Below are 18,145 nucleotides of genomic sequence, written 5' to 3'. Positions count from 1 at the left end.
CCTTGTTCATAAAAATCGGCTTCTCGCATTAAGCCGTAACGTCAAAACCGTTCACCGTCATCGGTGCTTGGACATCCTCGCTCGATTCCCCATCTAGCGAAAACTCTTCATTTCCTTGCTCGTAGCGTTCAGGCTGTCTGTTGGATTGCTGCATGAACTGCTGGGAAGTTTGCTGCCGCCCATCGTGGAACATCCCGGATTGAAAAGCAGAGCTTTGACTGACTTCAATCTTCTCGACATGCAGACCTTGACCCGTCAGCGTCGAACGCAAGTGCGACAGCTGGCTCTCGATCATCTCTCTTCCCATTTGGGTTTGTGCCGTAAATTGCGCCACAAGCTGCCCGTTCTGCAGGGAAATCTTCACGTCGACCTGGCCCAGATGCTCCGGCGTTAACGTCAGCTTGGCCTCGGAGAAGCCGTTTAATGCGTTGACCTTAATCGTTTTCAGCACAAACTGGCTCATATCCTGGACAAAGCTTTGCGCGGAAACCGGTTTTGGCATCGCATGAACGTTATCGGCCGCTTTCGCGGTTACGCCGTTATGAACGTTGAAAACCAAGCCGGTCGTCTCAGGCTGATCGTTTGCGCCTGCCGGCTGAACATCCGTCTTCGTTTCCGCAGACCTGGTAAGCTGCTCGAACATGACGCCCTGCTTCGCCGCAATGACCTGCAGCTTGCTTAACGCTTCAGATGCGGTTACCCGCGAAGCGGTTTGCTTGACTGCGATTACTTGCTCTGGCGCTGCCGGTTCGTTCTTGACGTTATTCGTTTCGGCTGCACGCTCTTGGCGGGTTGCCGTTCCTTTCGGCTGCTCCGTCGCTTTCACTTCAGCAGGAGGCGCATCCGTTACCGGCCTCGCTTCCGCAATCAGCTTCTGCAAGTCCTCGGACAATTGCTGAACCAGAGGATTCGAGCCTTCGGTTTGCAGCAAATGAAGAAACTTTTGTACGGCTTGCGAAGTTTGTACCGCTTGCGTGCCTTGCTCGGGCTTTAGCTGTGCGGTGGCCGCTGCCGGAGCTTCCGGATTCGCGACTGCCGCTGCTTGCATCGGCTGCTCTCCGAGCGCGACCGGCGCTTGCTCCCCGGTTACTGCCGCGAACAATTCATCGACTTTAGCCGACCATTGCGCAAATCCTTGAGCGGACAGCAGCTCGGCAAAAAGCTCTGGATGCTGCTCCAAAAGAAGCTCAAGCTGCTTCGCCGCCTGTTCGCCGTCGACGGATTCCGCCTGCGGAAGAAGCGCAAGCAGCAGCAGCGGCGAGAAGCCTGCAGGCAGCGTTTCAATAGACTGCTGAGCGCCGTCATTCCCTTCGCCTTGCGTCAAACCAAGCAATTGGCCGAGCATGCCGGCAAAAGCATCGCCGCCACCCGTTACAACGGAATCGGCGCCAACCGCACCGGACTTCCATACCGGAGTTGCCGGCATATTTTGAGCGATTGCATTCATTTATTTTCACCTCCTTTCTGAATCGGTTTTATTGTGCGAGACGGGCGGTTATGGATGCCGCCACTTCTTTGTTCAAGTCCGCCAAGGCGGTCATAATTTTGGAACGCGCTTGAACATCCGTCGCATTCAAAATTTCGATCACTTTCGCCTGATTGACCGCATTCATCTCTTGCAATACTAGCGCCGCACTCTTAGGCGTCATATTCGCGAACGTTTGCCCGAGATCGCTTTTGGTCATTTTGGCTACCGCATTTGCCGAGCTTTCCTCGTTCAGCTTCAGCCGCTCTTGAAGTGCGGCGAGTTCGCGGTCGCGCGCAGGCACCGAATCCTTTAAGCTTATCGAGGTTTCAGCCGCTTTTTTCGGGTCCATCTTTTCCAAAATTCTCACGCGCTCCTCAGGCTTCATCTCAGCCATAATAAGAGCCCGTTCCGAGAGCGTTAAGTTTTCGAAAATCGGACCGGCTTTGGACGGGTTCATTCTGGCGAACATGTCGGACGTTTGCTTGATTTGAAGCGAGTATTCCTCGTCGCTTTTCACTTTCGTCTTTAATTGTTCTTCCAATGCCGTATTTTTGGCCTGCAGCTCCTTGAACGCCTTGTCGCTTTGCTCAAGCGCCGTTTCCGCGCTCTTCAGCTGCTCCGTAACGGATGAAAGGGAATTATTCAATTCGCCGATCTTCTGTTCGTCAGTTTCCGCCGCATTTTCGACCGCAGCGCCTTGATTCGTTTCCGTCTTTTTCTCCGACTTCGGATCCGGAAGGACGCTGCCGACAAACGGGACTTTATTCGCCGCTTTGAGGACATTATCCATCACGTCGTAATCGAAAAGCTTCAGAAGAACGACAAGCAACACGCTGGTAAACACGATCGGAATAAAAAACCAATATAAAAATCTTTCGAATGCGCTCAATTCCGATTTTTCCAACTCCGTGTCCATTTCCGCTCACCTCTTCCCGCATTCATCGGTCAGGACATCTTGTACCGGGTAATCGCGATATCGTCGAGCTCTTCCTGCTCTTTCTTCAGCTCCAATGCCGTAAAAGCTTGTTTGGCTTTGTCACGGGCTTGAAACCAAATTTTCTCTTCGATCGTTTTATGTACGAGCTGCTCTTGTTTGACCGATACGTTATGCTTAGCTGACTGCACATCTTTCGTTTTGCGGCGAATCTGCCGGTCGATATGTTGGATATAGGTCTGATGAACCAATAATTCGGATACCGAAGTCCGGCTCACAGCTTCGTTAACCATGTCGTCGTGAAGCCGTTTCTTCTCTTCCTGAAGCATGGACAAGCTTTGCTCTTCAAGCCTCAGCGCACCGATCGCACTCGAAAAAAACCATTCCGCCTGCGTTTTTTCATTGGATTTCAAATCGACGATTTTTTGGAAGCCGTATTTGAATGTCAACGTTCATCATCCTCCGCCGAATTCGGCAATCAGTCTTTCCTGCGATTCCGCAAAAGTAACCTTTTCGGTCGTCGTTTGCCTCGTATAGTCCCATATGGCTGGAATCAACTGCATGGCTCTATCGATTTCCGGATTGGAACCTTGCTGGTACGCCCCTATATTAATTAAGTCTTCCGAATCTTTATAAGTAGAAAGCATTCGTTTCATATAATTGGCTGCCTGCTGCTGTTCGTCGGGCACGATTTCCTTCATAACCCGGCTGACGCTTGCAAGAACGTCGATTGCCGGAAAATGCCCGCGGTTCGCAAGATTTCGGTGGAGCACGATATGTCCGTCCAAAATCCCCCGTACCGCATCGGCGATCGGCTCGTTCATATCGTCGCCGTCAACGAGCACTGTGTAAAACGCGGTAATCGAGCCTTTAGGACCGGTTCCCGAACGTTCCAGAAGCTTGGGCAGACCGGCGAATACGGATGGCGTATATCCGCGCGTTGCCGGCGGTTCGCCTACCGCGAGGCCAACCTCCCGCTGCGCCATAGCGTAACGGGTAACGGAGTCCATCATTAACATGACGTTCAAGCCGCGATCGCGAAAGTATTCGGCGATGCTCGTTGCGATAAGCGCGCCTTTGATCCGGATAAGCGCCGGCTGGTCGGAGGTCGCGACGATGACGACGGAACGCGCAAGGCCTTCGGGACCGAGATCCCGTTCGATAAAATCAAGCACCTCGCGTCCGCGTTCGCCGATTAAGGCGATCACATTGACGTCAGCCGACGTATTTCGGGCAATCATACCGAGAAGCGTGCTCTTACCTACGCCCGAGCCTGCAAAAATCCCGACGCGTTGGCCTTTGCCGATCGACAGCAGACCGTCAATGCAGCGGACGCCGACGCTGATCGGTTCCAGCACCCGAGGACGGCTAAGCGGATTGCTCGGCATATTGAAGGTAGAATATTGCGACATGCGCGAAGGCAGGAACGTGCCGTCCAGAGGCTCGCCCAAGCCGTTCAGCACCTTGCCGAGAAGCTCGCGGCCAACCTGAACGGTTAACGGCTTGCCGGTGCTCACAACATCGCATCCCGGGCCAATCGAATGCAGTTCGCCAAGCGGCATCAGCAATACGCGGTTATCGCGAAAGCCGACGACCTCCGCCTTCAGCGGCACATTCGACTTGAAGGGATAAATATGACAGACGTCGCCGACGCTGGCGTCAGGGCCTTCCGATTCGACAGTCAGGCCGATAACCTGCGTCACCTTGCCATTGACTCGAACGGGGTCCAACTGCTGTAAATGCTCTACGTACTTGGCGGCAAACGGGCGATTATTATTCATGGCTAGCGTTCTCCTCGCTAGTCAGAGCCAATTGCCGCAGCGCCGCTTTAATTTCTTTCAATTGCGTGTCGATCTTGGCATCGATGCTGCCGAAAGCAGTTCGTACCACGCAGCCATGGTCGTCAATCGTAGCGTCCGGCAAAATTTGCAATTCGGCTTGCGAATCGATCGACAATAACAGCTCGTCTCTCGCATCCTGAATATAAGCGAACTGCTTCGGCGAAACGCAAAGCGTTACGACGCCTTTCTCTCGCCGCCGCGCAAGCACGGTCTGCGTCATCTCGATAACCCATTCCGGGTTTACCGTAAGCTGGCGTCCGATAATTTTCTCGGCGATCGCACAGCTAAGCTCGATAAGAAACGGCTCCGCTTCCTGAATGATTCTCGTCTTTAGCTGGTAGGACTGCTCAAGTACCGAACGGGATTCGTTCAGCATGTCGGCATACTGCTCATGAACGGCAGCTTCCGCTTCTTTGAGCCCATGGCCGTATCCTTGCTGAAAGCCGCTTTCCCTGGCTGTAGCCGCGAGTTGTTCGTCTTCTTGACGCTTACTTTGCCACCAGGCTTCGATTTCAAGCTGCGCTTGCTCCTTCATCGCTTCGATTTCGAGCTGCGATTGGTGCAGCTGCTGCTCCGCGAATTGCTCCGCGTCGTGAATAATCTGATCCTTGGCTTCGAGAATTTGCTCCATTTCCCTTATTCTCTCGTCAAGCAGATCGGGATTTTCCACATACGGGGAAACGGCGGGCTGATTTCGCGATAACGGCGAAACGACCTCGATCTTGATCGATTCGTTTAACGCTATGTAATGATTCGGCTTAATGACATTAGACAACAATATCATCTCCTCCGCCGCGCGCAATGATGATTTCACCTGCATCTTCTAAGCGGCGAATGGTGGATACGATTCGGGTTTGCGCCTCTTCGACATCGCGAAGCCGCACGGGACCCATATACTCCATTTCTTCTCTGAACGTTTCGGACATCCGCTTTGACATATTGCGAAAGATCGCTTCGCGTACTTCTTCGCTGGCGACTTTAAGCGCAAGCTGCAAGTCGGCGTTTTCGATATCGCGAATGATCCGTTGAATCGAGCGGTTGTCGATGCTGACGATATCTTCGAAGACGAACATCCGTTTCTTGATTTCTTCCGCAAGCTCGGGATCCTGAATTTCGAGCGCATCCAGTATCGTCCGTTCCGTACCGCGGTCGACGCCGTTCAAAATATGTACGATAGCCTCGATACCGCCGGCGGAAGTATAGTCTTGCGTAACCGTTGCCGACAGCTTTTGTTCGAGTACGCGCTCCACCTGACTGACCACGTCGGGCGACGTGCTGTCCATGAGCGCTATCCGCTTGGCTACTTCGGCCTGCTTCTCTTGAGGAAGAGAAGACAAGATGATCGAAGCCTGCTCGGATTGCAAATACGAAAGCACTAGAGCGATCGTTTGCGTATTTTCGTTCTGGATAAAGTTTAAGATTTGTGCCGGGTCCGCTTTCCGCGCAAAATCGAAAGGCCTTACCTGAAGCGTCGCCGTCAGACGGTTGATGATATCGATCGCTTTCTGATGACCGAGCGCCTTCTCCAAAATATCTTTGGCGTAAGCAATACCGCCTTGCGATATGTATTCTTGTGCCATGCATATTTGATGGAATTCGGATAGGATCGATTCTTTCTCCGACGCATCTACCTTTCTGACATTGGCAATTTCCAGAGTCAGCTGTTCGATTTCCTCATCCCGTAAATGCTTGAAAATTTGTGCGGACACTTCAGGACCCAAGCTGATCAATAAAATAGCCGCCTTCTGCCGTCCGGACAATCCCTGTTGAACTCCCTTTGCCAACCAACCACACCTCTATTCATCAACCAGCCATGTCCGCAGCAGGTTAACAAACTCTTCCGGCTTCTTCTTAGCCAGCGATTCCAACTGCTTGCGAACCTGACTTTCGTTTGATACGTTCTCCATATCGATTGTAGGGAACTCCACTTTCGCCGGAATCGCGGAATCCGCCAGCATAGCCTCGGCCGCATTCTTTCTTCTTCTCGACACGGCATAACCGCCGACTGCCGCGAGCGCAAGAGCTGCCGCTCCAATGCCTCCATACAGCCACCAGTTGATCGTATTTGCGTTCGTGCCTCCTACCGGAGATGCGAAGTTATGCTCGAACACCGTTACCCGAGCGGCAAAATCCTCATCCGTATACTGTTTGTCGCTATTGGCAAGCGATGCTTTGACAATGTTGACGAGAATACGCTGCACGGCATCCTTGGTTTGCTGCGTCAGCGAATTGGGGTCATTCCTGTCAGGCGGCTCTATGCCTACGCTTATCGACAAATCCGACAAAATGAACGGACTCGACTGCACTTCCGTTTTGATCCGGTTCACTTCGTAATTGACGGTTTTCTGCATTTCCTCCGAGTTCGCTTTCCCCGAACCCGCGCTTGCCGGATAATTCGGTACGTCCGTCGTGCCTGTGCCGGGAATGCCGCCTTCGGTATTTCCATCGCTCGAATACGACTTTTGAATTTCTTGAACGCTGATTTCGATCCCTTTCGTATCGACAACAGGCTCGACGCCGCTGCGTTGCGTCGTTTTCTTATCGAAATTGATGCTGGCAACCGCCATCGGAACAACTTTGCCTTGTCCGAGAACAGGTCCGAGCAAGCTCATGACGCTTTTGGTGACATCCTGCTCAAGCTGCTTTTTGATTTGGAATTGCTGCAGGGCGATATCGCCTGACTCCATTCCGGTCGTGCTTGTCTTCGAATAAGGAAGCAGATCGCCGTATTGATTCGTGATGACGATATTTTCCGGCGCCAAATTTTTGACACCTTTCGACACCAGATTGTACATCGTGTCGATTTGCTTCTGATCGAGCTGGAAGCCGGGCTTCAAGTTCACGACTACGGATGCGGACGACTCTTCCTTGTCTCCCGATCTGACGAAAACCGTTTTCTCCGGAAGCGTAATAAGAACCTTCGAGCTGCTGACAGCCGTATTCGAATTGATAAGCTGTTGCAATTCGCCTTGAATCGCGTCAAGATGCTTGACTTCGAATTCCCGGTCGCTCATGCCGAAAGGCTTGTCCTCTCTGAACGCCCCATACCCGAGCGAGCCGTTCCGCATTAAACCCTGCGATGCTACATCGACGGTTAATTCCGCCGCCTTGTTAGCCGGAACTTCAATATTTTTGCCGTCCGGACTCAAATGGTAAGAAACGTTCGAACTCTCTAGATATTGCTTGATCGCAGCTGCGTCCGCCGGCTGCAAATCGCGAAACGCGACGACATATTCCGTCCTTGAGAAAGAGTAAGCGACAATTCCGATCGTTAAGGCAATAAGAACCAGTGTAGTCGTTAAAGTTATCTTTTGCGTCTTAGTAAATTTATCCCAATATTGTTTGCTGCGCGTCCAATATTGGCGCATCGTTTCATTCACTGTTTCACCTCATCCAAGTACGTTAGCGTAGAAGACGCAAGCATATAGCACCAGAAGCCGTTAAATTTGCATCCGCATAATGTCTTGGTAAGCTTCGATCGCTTTGTTTCGCACCTGAACAGTAAACTCCAAACCTAGCGAGGCTTTCTCGGCAGCGATAGTTAACGTATGTACATCGGAAATCTCACCTGTAATAAATTTTTCGTTCAGAGTTTCTACAACGGCCTGTTGATTCGCAAGCTTCGTCATGGCATCACTAAGATAGCCGCCGAACTGTCCTGCCAAATCGGTAGCACCTTCGCCCGCTTTCACCTTCGGTTGTACTGTCCCGGTAGCAACCGAAAGACCGTTTAGTGCTTGAATCATCAATAATCCCCCCGTTTACGCATGTAATGTTATCTTCCGATTTCGAGCGCTTTCGTTATCATCGATTTAGAGGCGTTCAAAGCGGTGACGTTCGCCTCGTACGACCTTGTGGCGGAAATCATATCGACCATTTCCTTCAAGATGTCGACATTGGGCATATCCACGTAGCCGTTAACGTCCGCATCGGGATGAGTCGGATTGTATACCCGCTTGAACGGCGATTGGTCGTTCGTTATTTGGGTTACTTTGACCCCTTCTCCGGTCGCGGTGTTGCCCATTGCGGATTGCAGCATTTGACTGAATGGCGTTTGGGACTTTGGCTCCATCGTTACGACCTTACGAGAGTACGGGACCCATTTTCCGTCGACCATTTGCGTGCGGGTCGTATCCGCATTGGCGATATTCGAGGAGATGACGTCCATTCGCAATCGCTGAGCGGTAAGCGCAGATGAACTGATATCAAAGCCGTTCGTCAATTTCATTCATTATCTTCTCCCCTCTAAGGCCGTTCTGAATTGCTTCAGCTCGTGATTGGCTTGCTGGATCATTACATTGTAACGCAGTTGGTTTTTGGCCAGCAGTGACATTTCGGTGTCGATATCGACGTTGTTCAAGCTGTTGTTCATAACCGACTGTCGATCGGTAATGATTTCGGCGTTCACCCCCGGCGACTTTCCGATATAAAAGTGCCTTGGATCCGACCGGTACCCTTCTACCGAAAGGCCGTCCAGCTCACTGTGCAGCATTTCCTCGAATTTGACATCCGATCGTTTGAACTGCGGCGTATCGACGTTCGCGATATTGTTTGAGATCACCTGCTGGCGCAAAGTCGAGGCAGAGAGCGAGCGTTCAAGCAAATTCAAGCTCGGCTGGTTGAGTAAAAACATTCACTTCACCACCTTCGATTAGGATTTCTTTCCTAGAAGAGATACGATTCTAGGACATATTCAACAACGATCCGACAAACTCCTTCTTGCATTCGACAAAAAAAAGACAAGATGTCGATGTCTTTTTTGTCATAAAATGTTGATACGAAACGTATTAAATATGGCATACTCTTACAGATCAAAACAATAAGAAAAAAGCCCTATCTTTAGAAGACAGCGCTTTCTATGGGTACTTTTTACCGACTCTTAACATTGCATTACTGGTTCAAACCGTGCGCGAGCTGCTCGTTCAATATTTTTATATACGTGCCTTTCATGCCGAGAGACCTCGTCTCGATAACGCCCGCGCTCTCCAGCTTGCGCAGCGCATTCACGATGACGGAACGGGTAATCCCTACGCGATCGGCTATTTTGCTGGCGACAAGCAGCCCCTCCTTGCCCTTCAGCTCTTCGAAAATATGCTCGACGGCTTCGAGCTCGCTGAATGAAAGTGAGCCTACAGCTACTTGTACGACCGCTTTGCTTCGCATTTCTTCTTCGTTCTCTTCCGCCCGCTCCCGCAAAATTTCCATGCCGACGACCGTCGCTCCGTATTCAGCCAAAATCAGATCATCATCCACGAACGTTTGTTCGGATCTTGTCAAAACAAGCGTCCCCAGCCTGTCTCCTCCGCCCGTAATCGGGATAATCGTTATTTGAGCCTGCTCGAACAGCCGGTGAATTTGATCGGTGATTGCGCCGTAATTGCTGTCATGATCAACATTAGACGAGGTTTCCTCGATTCTCATCAGCAAAGCGTTCGTTTCCGCGGGAAAACGTCTCTCTTCCATTACCATTCGATGCAGCTCCTCGGACCGATAAGGACCGACGCTGGCAAATCCGAGTATTTTCCCCCTGCGGCTGACGACAAATACATCAGCGCCGATAATGTCGCGCAGCACCTCGGACATTTCCATAAAGCTGACGGTTTTCCCTGCTGCTTGCTGCAGTAATCGGTTCAGTTTTCTCGTCTTCGTTAGTAAAGTCATTGCTATTGCCTCCCGACAAATTCGTAACGATGAATCAGGAACTACCGAGGTCGTCTAGGATAAATGCCTACAAGCGTACTGACGCAGGCGTTTACCTAAACCTAAAAAGCCGGCATGCGGCCGCAGAGCACCGTAGCGCTCGACTTGCGAGCATCGGATCCGTTGCCGTCAAGCCGGCTTTTCGAACGCTCGTTTACAGAATATACTGGCTTAAATCGCGGTTCTGGGCGATGTCGGCCAGCTTCTCGCGGACATACTCCGGCGTGATCGTAAATTTCTCGAGCATCAGATCGGATGCCTCGTACGACAAGTCTTCAAGCAGCTTCTCCAAAATCGTATGCAGCCTGCGCGCGCCGATGTTTTCGGTATGCTGGTTCACTTGAACGGCGATCCTCGCCATTTCGTCAATGGCCGTATCGGCAAACTCGACCTGAATCCCTTCCGTTTCAAGCAAGGCCGTATACTGCTTGGTAAGCGCATTTTTGGGCTCTTTCAAAATTCGGACGAAGTCTTCATGCGTTAAATTGGTGAGCTCGACCCGAATCGGAAACCGTCCTTGCAATTCCGGAATCAAATCCGACGGCTTCGCGATATGGAACGCCCCAGCGGCAATGAACAAAATATAGTCCGTTTTTACCAGCCCATATTTGGTCATGACTGTAGAACCTTCCACAATAGGCAAAATGTCCCTTTGAACCCCTTCTCTAGACACATCCGGGCCGCTTCCTCTGCCGCTGCTCGCCACTTTGTCGATTTCGTCGATGAAAATGATGCCGGACTGCTCGGCGCGCCGAATCGATTCCTGCATCACCTCATCCATGTCCATCAGCTTTTGCGCTTCCTCCTGAACGAGCACCTTCCTTGCTTCCTTCACGGGCAGCTTGCGTTTCTTGGTGCGCTTCGGCATCAAATTGCCGAACATTTCCTGCATATTGATGCCCATTTGCTCGTTTCCTTGCCCTGCGAGCATATCGAGCATATTCGGAGCGTTATCCTCGACCTCGATCTCGATGATGTCCTGGTCGAGCTCGCCCTTCGCCAGCCGTTCCTTAATAGAGGTGCGCTGGGCGGCAACCGCCGGATCGTTGTCCGGTTCATCGTTATTGGAGGATTGGTTCTGATTGCCGAACAGCATCTCGAGCGGATTGCGCTGCGTTTTCGCGCGGCTCGGCCCCGGCACCATGATCATCGCGATCCGTTCGTTCGCAAGCATTTCCGCCTTATCCTTGAGTTTCTCCGTTTTTTCGGCTTTTACCATCCGGATCGCCGTTTCGACAAGATCGCGAACCATCGACTCCACATCGCGGCCGACATAACCGACCTCCGTAAATTTCGTCGCCTCCACCTTAACGAAAGGCGCTTGGACCAGCTTTGCAAGCCTTCTGGCGATTTCCGTTTTCCCGACTCCGGTCGGTCCGATCATCAAAATATTTTTCGGGATAATCTCATCGCGAAGCGATTCGTCAAGCAAACTGCGGCGGTAACGGTTGCGAAGCGCTACGGCAACGGACTTCTTCGCTTTGTTCTGTCCGATAATATATTTGTCAAGCTCCGAAACGACCTCTTTAGGCGTCAGTGCGCTATTATTCATGACAGTCCCTCCCAAGGATAACGCCTGGCGGCGTCAATAGATGTTATTGCCCGGACGCAAATCTAACCGGCGAAAGCCGAATCGGTTATTAAATAAATCCCGCCATTCCGGCTATTCGATTTCTTCCACTATAATATTATGATTCGTAAATACGCAAATTTCCGCTGCCATTTCTAACGCAGCTTTAGCGATTTCCTTGGCTTGCATTTCCGGCGCATATCTGTGCAAGGCACGGCCTGCCGCAAGCGCGAAGCTTCCGCCGGAACCGATCGCCAATATTCCGTCGTCAGGCTCGATGATTTCCCCGTTACCGGAAATAAGCAGCAAACCGCTGTTGTCCATCACGATCATCATCGCTTCAAGCCTGCGCAGAACGCGGTCCTGACGCCAATCTTTGGCGAGCTCTACGGCAGCTCTCTGCAAATTGCCGTGATGCTCCTCCAGCTTGCCTTCGAATTTCTCGAACAGCGTAATGGCATCCGCTACGGAGCCGGCAAAACCGGCGATCACTTTGCCGCGGTATAGGCGGCGCACTTTTTTGGCATGACCCTTCATAACCATGCTGTTGCCGAACGTTACCTGTCCGTCTCCGGCAATCGCACCTTTTCCTTTATGGCGGATAGCAAAAATCGTAGTGGCATGAAACTGGCTCATGGTTTCGTCTCCTCCTTAGCACCCGTAACAGCGAACTTGCATTTACGCGGGAAACAGCAGCGAGACCTTTATCTCTGCTGCTGCTTCAAATCGAATCCGTTGTTATAAACACGAACTAATGGTAACATACGCATGCTTTGCCTTACAAGCGAACTGACGCTAAATTGTGTGTAAAATTCTGAATTGTTTGAATTGCGCGTTCCGCAAGCTTTTCATTTTTCAGCTTTTTGTTGCGAATCTTCTCTTCAAGCGCCGGAAGCAGCCCGAAATTCGCATTCATCGGTTGGAAATGTTTCGGATCCGCCGACGTAATATAAGCCGCCATACTGCCGATCGCCGTTTCGTTCGGGAAGACGAGACACGCCTCTCCCTTGGCCAAACGACCTGCATTAATACCCGCGATAAGACCCGCTGCGGCGGATTCTACATAACCTTCCACACCGGTCATTTGGCCTGCAAAAAACAAATTGTCCCGCCCCTTAAACTGATAGGTCGGCTGAAGCCATTTCGGCGAGTTGATAAACGTATTCCGATGCATGACCCCGTAGCGGACGAATTCCGCATTCTCCAAACCGGGGATCATCGAAAACACCCGCTTCTGCTCCCCCCACTTCAAATGGGTTTGAAATCCTACCAGGTTATACAGTGTCCCAGCAGCGTTATCCTGCCTCAGCTGCACGACGGCATAGGGAAGCTTGCCCGTATGCGGATTAACAAGCCCTACGGGCTTCATAGGGCCGTACAGCGCCGTTTGTTTGCCGCGTGCGGCCATAATCTCGATCGGCATGCAGCCTTCGAAATATATTTCTTTCTCGAACTCTTTGACAGGAGCCACTTCCGCCGACACGAGCGCATCGTGAAATGCGTTGAATTCTTCCTCCGTCATCGGACAGTTGATATAAGCCGCTTCCCCTTTGTCGTAACGCGAAGCGATGTATACCTTGTTCATGTCGATCGAGTCTTTCTCGACGATCGGCGCAGCCGCATCGTAAAAATACAAATATTCCTCACCCATAAGCTGCTTCAAATTTTCGGAAAGCTCAGGCGATGTGAGCGGCCCCGATGCCACAACGACGATACCCTCCGGAAGGCTCGTAATCTCCTCATTGCGCACCTCGATTAATGGGTGTTCCCGCAAGGAAGACGTGACCATGCCGGAAAAACCGTCGCGGTCGACAGCCAGCGCCCCTCCCGCCGGAACCGCATGCCGGTCCGCGCTTGATAAAATAAGCGAATCCAAATGCCGCATCTCTTCCTTAAGCACGCCTACCGCGTTGGTAAGACCGTTGGCGCGCAGCGAATTGCTGCACACCAGCTCGGCAAATTTGTCGGTAATATGAGCAGGCGTTTTGCGTACCGGACGCATTTCGTATAACGTAACCGGGACGCCCTGCTTTGCGATTTGCCATGCCGCCTCGCTGCCTGCAAGTCCCGCACCGATGACTGTAACACGTTTCATATCTGACATTCGTTATGACAACCCCTATCCGTATATTCATCCTTATCCCGCAGCCGCTTCGCTGCGAACGGCTCCACCGAATCGCATGAAGTTCCGCAAACAAGTGAAAACTAAGCCCCTTGCATTCGTCTGCGAAGTCGGAAGAAACCGCAAACTCGCATTGCCCGGGAACTTAGTTTCCTAACGAACACCGATTTAATCGGCCACTTCCTCTTTAAAGTCACATTGTACGCATTGGATATGCGAACCGCTTTTGGAGTTCTTGACGATGAGCATCCCTTGGCATTGCGGGCACTTCTTCTCGACCGGACGATCCCACGAAACGAATTCGCAGCCCGGATATTTATCGCAGCCGAAGAAAACTCTCCCTTTCTTGCTGCGCCGTTCGATAATTTTGCCTTCGCCGCATTTGGGGCATGTCACGCCGATATCCTTAACGATCGGCTTCGTGTTGCGGCAATCCGGGAATCCCGAGCATGCGAGAAACTTGCCGAAACGGCCCATCTTGTAAACAAGATGCTTGCCGCATTTTTCGCAAATCTCGTCGGACACTTCATCCTGGATTTCGATTTCCTTCATTTCTTCTTCCGCAACGTCGAGACGTTTCTTGAAAGAAGAGTAAAACTGGTCGAGCACTTTGACCCAATCCTCTTTGCCGTCCTCGACATGGTCGAGCTCTTCTTCCATATGGGCCGTAAATTCGACGTCCAATATTTCCGGAAAAAACTCTTCCATTAACTGTACGACAAGCTCCCCCAGCTCGGTCGGGATAAATTTCTTCTCCTCAAGCGCCACGTAGCCCCGCTTCTGAATCGTTTCGAGCGTCGGCGCGTAGGTACTCGGCCGGCCGATCCCCATCTCCTCGAGCGCCCTAACGAGTCTGGCTTCCGTATATCGGGGCGGCGGCTGCGTAAAATGCTGCTTAGGATCGATATTTTCGGTTTGCACGCGGTCGCCCGATTGCAGCGGAGGGAGGAATTTATCCTCTTCCGTAACCCCGTCGTCGTTCCCTTCCACGTACACCTTCATAAAGCCCGGGAACTTCACCTTCGATCCCGCAGCGCGGAAAATCGCATTGTTTGCCTGAAGGTCCACGCTCATCGTATCCAAAACGGCCGATGCCATCTGACTTGCGACAAAACGTTCCCAAACGAGCTTATACAGCCTTAGCTGGTCGCGGCTCAGAAATTCTTTGACGGATTCGGGATCCCGCAGAACGGAGCTTGGCCGAATCGCTTCATGGGCGTCCTGTGCGTTCGCCGCTTTTTTCGAGTAATTGCGCGGCGCTTCCGGCACGTAATTGGCGCCGTATTTTTCCGTGATGTATTCCTTCGCTTCCTCCTGCGCAACAGGCGAAATACGTGTGGAATCGGTACGCATATACGTGATAAGACCGACCGTACCTTCCTTGCCTAGATCGATCCCTTCGTACAATTGCTGCGCGACGGACATCGTCTTGGATGCGCGAAAATTAAGCTTTCTTGCGGCTTCCTGCTGCAAGGTACTCGTGATGAACGGAGCGGACGGATTCCGCAGCCGTTCTTTCTCCTTCACGTCGCTTACGACGAAAGACGCTTCGGCAATAGCTTGCAAAATAAGCTGAACGTCGGCCTCGCTCGAAAGCTCGCGCTTCTCGCCGTCGATGCCGTAAAACTTGGCTTCAAACGTAGCGTTTCCCGTCTTTAGCTGAGCCGTGATCGTCCAGTACTCTTCCGGAACGAAATCCTTGATTTCATTCTCGCGATCGTTGATCAGCTTGACGGCGACCGATTGTACGCGGCCTGCCGACAATCCTTTTTTTACTTTCTTCCATAAAAGAGGGCTGATCTTGTAGCCGACAAGTCGATCGAGAATACGTCTGGCTTGCTGCGCGTTCACCAGATCGATATTGATCGGTCGCGGCGTCTTGAACGCGTCCTTAACCGCTTGCTTCGTAATCTCGTTGAAAACGACGCGGCATGGCTCGGCTTCGTTAAGCTCGAGATAATGCGCCAAATGCCAGGCGATCGCTTCTCCTTCACGGTCGGGGTCAGCCGCCAGATAGACGGTTTTCACTTTTTTTCTCGCGTCTTTCAGTTCTTTCAGAATGGAACCTTTACCGCGGATCGTTATATATTTCGGTTCAAAGTTGTCTTCGATCTCAACGCCGATTTGGCTTTTGGGAAGATCGCGTATATGCCCCATAGAAGCTTTCACGATAAATTTGCTGCCCAAATATTTACCGATCGTTTTGGCTTTTGCGGGTGATTCCACAATGACTAACGATTCTGCCATCGTGCGCCTTCCCCCCTTCAAAAATAAGAATTGCGATTAGGTAATGACATAAGCAGGTCCGGGGAGCTGCTCGATCATTTTTCTCATTTGTAAAGATAACAGAATTGCATGCAAATGTCCAAAATTTGTTTGCGTATGCTCCAATATATGATCAAAGGAGGTCGGCGACGGAGAGAGCAGCCCGTAAACATGACGTTCTTCTTCCGTCAAGGCCGACAGGCGTTTGTCGAGCAGCGGCGGGCTTGCCGGTATGTTCTTCCCTTTAGTTAGTAATAGACCATACTCTTCAATAATATCCGAAGCGCCGGTCACGGTTTTGGCTCCTTGTTTGATCAACGACAGCGCGCCCATGCTTTTGGGGGAGGTGATCGGCCCCGGGACGGCGAATACGTCGCGCGAGCATTCGAGCGCTTGATCCGCAGTTATAAGCGATCCGCTTCGCTCCGCCGCCTCGACGACCAGCGTCCCTCTCGAGATGCCTGCAATAATGCGGTTGCGCAGCGGGAATAATCCCGGCTTTGCAGCCATGCCAGCCGGCTGCTCCGCGACGATCAGCCCGCGCTCCGCGATTTCGCGGTAAAGGCCCGCGTTCTCCGGCGGATATACCACGTCGATCCCGCAACCCAGTACGGCGATCGTGCTCCCTTCCGCCTTCATAGCGCCGCGATGGGCTGCGCTGTCGATCCCGCGCGCCAGCCCGCTGATGATGCACAACCCTGCCGCGGACAAATCCTCCGACAGCGTTTCCGCAACTCGTTTGCCGTAAACGGTCGGCGTTCGCGTTCCGACTACGGCAACCGAAACCGCCTCAAGCAGCGAAAGATTGCCTATCGCATACAATACCCAAGGCGGCTGAGCCGTTTCGCGGAGCAACTGGGGATACTCGCGGTCGAATATCGTGACGAAGCGAATGCCCGCCTTCTCGTATTTCGCAATGCGCTCTTCGATGAAGGAAACGGAAAGCTTGCCCGTTATTTGCTCGGCACGCTGTTTGGCGATGCCGAAGCGGGCCAGCTCGGCGCCGTCTCGATTGAGAAGACGAGACGGCTCCTCCAGCAACTCAAGCAGCTGCAGTATCGACTTCCACCCGATCCCGGGAAGCTCGTGAAGCCCTAACAATAATGAACGTTTATCCATTAGTATATAGCACTCCTTTCTTCTAATGCAAAACTCTTCCCCGCAATTTGGCGAGATGCGTTCAAAGCGCATTCCCTTCTAACAAAAAAACCTCCCACCTCCCGTTACTGAAACGGGAAATGGAAGGTTGCTTACCTTCACGGCATAACATGTTCGGTTATACGATTGCGAATGTCAGATTACTTCTTTGTGATGCATTTGTCAAGCAAACCTTTTTCTTCAAGCACGCTGACGAGCGTAGATCCCATTTCGGACGGCGTGGCCGCAACTTTGATGCCGCAAGCTTCCATTGTCGCGATTTTTTCCGTAGCCGTGCCTTTGCCGCCGGAAATAATGGCGCCCGCATGGCCCATACGCTTACCCGGAGGCGCCGTTTTGCCGCCGATAAAGCCGACAACCGGCTTCGTCATGTTCGCTTTGATCCATTCAGCCGCTTCTTCCTCGGCCGTTCCGCCGATTTCGCCGATCATGATCACCGCGTACGTATCCGGATCTTCGTTGAACAGCTTCAGAATGTCGATAAATTCCGAGCCTTTCACTGGGTCGCCGCCGATACCTACTGCGGACGATTGGCCGATGCCGCGGGTAGACAGCTGGTGAACCGCTTCATACGTCAATGTTCCGGAGCGGGAAACGACGCCGACATGGCCCGGCTCATGAATGTAACCCGGCATGATGCCGATTTTGATCTGGCCCGGCGTAATGACGCCCGGACAGTTCGGTCCGATCAGGCGGGTGCGCTTGCCTTCCATGTAACGCTTCACTTTGACCATATCGAGTACCGGAATGCCTTCCGTAATACAGATGACAAGATCAAGATCCGCTTCTACCGCTTCGATGATCGAATCGGCTGCGAAAGCGGCCGGCACGTAAATGACGGAAACCGTCGCGCCTGTCGCATCCTTCGCTTCTTTAACCGTATTAAAGATAGGAAGCTTCACGATGCTGTCGTTTTCCAGCATGATTTTTACTTCCGTGCCGCCTTTGCCCGGCGTTACGCCGCCGACCATTTGCGTGCCATATTCAAGTCCGCCTTTGGTATGGAACAAACCGGTTGCGCCGGTGATCCCTTGCGTAATGACTTTTGTATGTTTATCGATCAAAATACTCATCGCTTATTCACTCC

Annotated in this window: 17 protein-coding genes; all 17 read right to left on the bottom strand. The window is 52.0% G+C overall.

Annotation, left to right across the window (positions count from 1 at the left end):
• Positions 1–28: 28 nt before the first annotated feature.
• Positions 29–1,447 carry a flagellar hook-length control protein FliK gene (locus DQG23_RS00370; RefSeq protein ID WP_113028820.1) on the bottom strand — a complete coding sequence of 473 codons (1,419 nt, stop codon included), beginning with the start codon at positions 1,445–1,447 and terminating at the stop codon, positions 29–31.
• Positions 1,448–1,475: 28 nt separating this feature from the next.
• Positions 1,476–2,384 carry a MotE family protein gene (locus DQG23_RS00365; protein ID WP_113028819.1) on the bottom strand — a complete coding sequence of 303 codons (909 nt, stop codon included), beginning with the start codon at positions 2,382–2,384 and terminating at the stop codon, positions 1,476–1,478.
• 29 nt (positions 2,385–2,413) lie between these two features.
• On the bottom strand, positions 2,414–2,851 hold the full coding sequence (gene fliJ / locus DQG23_RS00360) for a flagellar export protein FliJ (protein WP_113028818.1): 438 nt from the start codon (positions 2,849–2,851) through the stop codon (positions 2,414–2,416).
• Positions 2,852–2,857: 6 nt separating this feature from the next.
• Positions 2,858–4,183, bottom strand: a complete 1,326-nt coding sequence (gene fliI, locus DQG23_RS00355; RefSeq protein ID WP_113028817.1) for a flagellar protein export ATPase FliI — start codon at positions 4,181–4,183, stop codon at positions 2,858–2,860.
• The gene (locus tag DQG23_RS00350) at positions 4,176–5,018 is read right to left on the bottom strand and encodes a FliH/SctL family protein (protein WP_113028816.1); all 843 of its coding nucleotides are present in this window, start codon (positions 5,016–5,018) and stop codon (positions 4,176–4,178) included. Before DQG23_RS00350 ends, fliI begins: the two co-directional genes overlap by 8 nt.
• Entirely contained in the window at positions 5,011–6,027 is a 1,017-nt protein-coding gene (fliG, locus tag DQG23_RS00345; protein WP_113028815.1) for a flagellar motor switch protein FliG, read from the bottom strand. The genes DQG23_RS00350 and fliG overlap by 8 nt, the downstream gene beginning before the upstream one ends.
• A 12-nt stretch (positions 6,028–6,039) precedes the next feature.
• Positions 6,040–7,623, bottom strand: a complete 1,584-nt coding sequence (gene fliF / locus DQG23_RS00340; RefSeq protein WP_192894532.1) for a flagellar basal-body MS-ring/collar protein FliF — start codon at positions 7,621–7,623, stop codon at positions 6,040–6,042.
• A 60-nt stretch (positions 7,624–7,683) separates the two neighbouring features.
• Positions 7,684–7,989, bottom strand: a complete 306-nt coding sequence (gene fliE / locus DQG23_RS00335) for a flagellar hook-basal body complex protein FliE (RefSeq protein ID WP_113028814.1) — start codon at positions 7,987–7,989, stop codon at positions 7,684–7,686.
• 29 nt (positions 7,990–8,018) lie between these two features.
• Positions 8,019–8,471: a flagellar basal body rod protein FlgC gene (flgC, locus tag DQG23_RS00330; protein WP_113028813.1), complete on the bottom strand. Its 453-nt coding sequence runs from the start codon at positions 8,469–8,471 to the stop codon at positions 8,019–8,021.
• 3 nt (positions 8,472–8,474) lie between these two features.
• Positions 8,475–8,876, bottom strand: a complete 402-nt coding sequence (gene flgB / locus DQG23_RS00325) for a flagellar basal body rod protein FlgB (RefSeq protein WP_113028812.1) — start codon at positions 8,874–8,876, stop codon at positions 8,475–8,477.
• A 257-nt stretch (positions 8,877–9,133) separates the two neighbouring features.
• The gene (gene codY / locus DQG23_RS00320; protein ID WP_113028811.1) at positions 9,134–9,904 is read right to left on the bottom strand and encodes a GTP-sensing pleiotropic transcriptional regulator CodY; all 771 of its coding nucleotides are present in this window, start codon (positions 9,902–9,904) and stop codon (positions 9,134–9,136) included.
• A gap of 193 nt (positions 9,905–10,097) precedes the next feature.
• Positions 10,098–11,495, bottom strand: coding sequence for an ATP-dependent protease ATPase subunit HslU (hslU, locus tag DQG23_RS00315; protein ID WP_113028810.1), 1,398 nt, complete (start codon positions 11,493–11,495; stop codon positions 10,098–10,100).
• Between the two features lie 111 nt (positions 11,496–11,606).
• Complete coding sequence (hslV, locus tag DQG23_RS00310) at positions 11,607–12,149, bottom strand: ATP-dependent protease subunit HslV (RefSeq protein WP_113028809.1); 543 nt, start codon at positions 12,147–12,149, stop codon at positions 11,607–11,609.
• 142 nt (positions 12,150–12,291) lie between these two features.
• Positions 12,292–13,617, bottom strand: coding sequence for an FADH(2)-oxidizing methylenetetrahydrofolate--tRNA-(uracil(54)-C(5))-methyltransferase TrmFO (gene trmFO / locus DQG23_RS00305; RefSeq protein WP_113028808.1), 1,326 nt, complete (start codon positions 13,615–13,617; stop codon positions 12,292–12,294).
• A 186-nt stretch (positions 13,618–13,803) separates the two neighbouring features.
• Positions 13,804–15,882 (bottom strand): type I DNA topoisomerase, encoded by a 2,079-nt coding sequence (topA, locus tag DQG23_RS00300; protein ID WP_113028807.1) that lies wholly within the window; start codon positions 15,880–15,882, stop codon positions 13,804–13,806.
• A 36-nt stretch (positions 15,883–15,918) separates the two neighbouring features.
• A complete protein-coding gene (gene dprA, locus DQG23_RS00295) occupies positions 15,919–17,019 on the bottom strand; it encodes a DNA-processing protein DprA (RefSeq protein ID WP_113028806.1) in 1,101 nt (366 codons plus the stop codon).
• A 179-nt stretch (positions 17,020–17,198) separates the two neighbouring features.
• Complete coding sequence (sucD, locus tag DQG23_RS00290) at positions 17,199–18,131, bottom strand: succinate--CoA ligase subunit alpha (protein ID WP_113028805.1); 933 nt, start codon at positions 18,129–18,131, stop codon at positions 17,199–17,201.
• Positions 18,132–18,145: the final 14 nt, after the last annotated feature.

The organism is Paenibacillus contaminans, from assembly GCF_003285015.1.
Taxonomy (GTDB): Bacteria; Bacillota; Bacilli; order Paenibacillales; family NBRC-103111; genus Paenibacillus_V; species Paenibacillus_V contaminans.
The sequence above is the reverse complement of the archived record's forward strand: the minus strand, read 5'-3'. Positions and strand labels throughout refer to the sequence as shown.

What these genes read in the sequence shown, in the direction of transcription:
- fliE (WP_113028814.1), bottom strand. Translation starts at nt 7,989, where the DNA reads ATGATTCAAGCACTAAACGGTCTTTCGGTTGCTACCGGGACAGTACAA.
- hslU (WP_113028810.1), bottom strand. Translation starts at nt 11,495, where the DNA reads ATGAATAATAGCGCACTGACGCCTAAAGAGGTCGTTTCGGAGCTTGAC.
- flgC (WP_113028813.1), bottom strand. Translation starts at nt 8,471, where the DNA reads ATGAAATTGACGAACGGCTTTGATATCAGTTCATCTGCGCTTACCGCT.
- sucD (WP_113028805.1), bottom strand. Translation starts at nt 18,131, where the DNA reads ATGAGTATTTTGATCGATAAACATACAAAAGTCATTACGCAAGGGATC.
- DQG23_RS00370 (WP_113028820.1), bottom strand. Translation starts at nt 1,447, where the DNA reads ATGAATGCAATCGCTCAAAATATGCCGGCAACTCCGGTATGGAAGTCC.
- DQG23_RS00365 (WP_113028819.1), bottom strand. Translation starts at nt 2,384, where the DNA reads ATGGACACGGAGTTGGAAAAATCGGAATTGAGCGCATTCGAAAGATTT.
- dprA (WP_113028806.1), bottom strand. Translation starts at nt 17,019, where the DNA reads ATGGATAAACGTTCATTATTGTTAGGGCTTCACGAGCTTCCCGGGATC.
- topA (WP_113028807.1), bottom strand. Translation starts at nt 15,882, where the DNA reads ATGGCAGAATCGTTAGTCATTGTGGAATCACCCGCAAAAGCCAAAACG.
- fliI (WP_113028817.1), bottom strand. Translation starts at nt 4,183, where the DNA reads ATGAATAATAATCGCCCGTTTGCCGCCAAGTACGTAGAGCATTTACAG.
- trmFO (WP_113028808.1), bottom strand. Translation starts at nt 13,617, where the DNA reads ATGTCAGATATGAAACGTGTTACAGTCATCGGTGCGGGACTTGCAGGC.
- flgB (WP_113028812.1), bottom strand. Translation starts at nt 8,876, where the DNA reads ATGTTTTTACTCAACCAGCCGAGCTTGAATTTGCTTGAACGCTCGCTC.
- hslV (WP_113028809.1), bottom strand. Translation starts at nt 12,149, where the DNA reads ATGAGCCAGTTTCATGCCACTACGATTTTTGCTATCCGCCATAAAGGA.
- codY (WP_113028811.1), bottom strand. Translation starts at nt 9,904, where the DNA reads ATGACTTTACTAACGAAGACGAGAAAACTGAACCGATTACTGCAGCAA.